The sequence below is a fragment of the Streptomyces sp. DH12 genome, assembly GCF_020873895.1.
Taxonomy (GTDB): domain Bacteria; phylum Actinomycetota; class Actinomycetes; order Streptomycetales; family Streptomycetaceae; genus Streptomyces.
This window is the reverse complement of record NZ_JAHWGT010000480.1, coordinates 1-595: the sequence shown is the minus strand read 5'-3', so window position 1 is coordinate 595 and position 595 is coordinate 1. Positions and strand designations below refer to the sequence as shown.

General features: G+C 62.5%; 1 protein-coding gene. It reads right to left on the bottom strand.

All coding sequences use genetic code 11. The annotated features are described in order from the left end of the window. Positions 1 to 129: 129 nt before the first annotated feature. Complete coding sequence (locus LPA54_RS35295; RefSeq protein WP_308112915.1) at positions 130 to 588, bottom strand: type I restriction enzyme endonuclease domain-containing protein; 459 nt, start codon at positions 586 to 588, stop codon at positions 130 to 132. Between the last annotated feature and the right edge of the window lie 7 nt (positions 589 to 595).

The following is a 595-nucleotide window of genomic DNA, read 5'->3' as shown; positions in this document are numbered from 1 at the left end:
GACCAGCACCGTGGAGAAATGCGACCCCGGGTCTTCCATCTCTTTGCCCGCCATGAAGTAAACCTGACCTTCCGGGAGGAACTACCTCCCTGTATGTCTCCAGAATTCCGGTGAGTCGGTGAGGACAGCTCAGCTGTCGGTCTCTCCCTTGGTGGACCACTCGTTGGCGAAGTGCTCCATCTGGCGGAGGACCAACTTGATGGCCTCCTCCTGCTGACCCTGCGGGTACTTGTTGCGGGCTAGAAGGCGTTTAATGGTGCTGCGCAGGCGGGCACGGACGGAGTCACGGGCGATCCAGTCCGGCTTGAGCTGACGGCGGACCTCGGTGACTAGTTGGCGGGCGATGTCGGCCAGAACTTCGTCGCCCAACACGGCCCGAGACGTGCCGTGGTCGGCGACCGCGTCGTAGAAGGCGAGTTCGCGCCAGTTCAGAGGCGGGTCGAACTTCTCGCCCCGCTTGGCGTCGGCCATGACGTCCTTGGCCATCTCGACCAGTTTGGCGATGAGTTCGGCGCTGGTGTACTGCTGGCGCATGTAACGCACCATCAGGTCCTGGAGACGCTCGGAGAACGTCGTCTGCCGGACGATGTTGTGC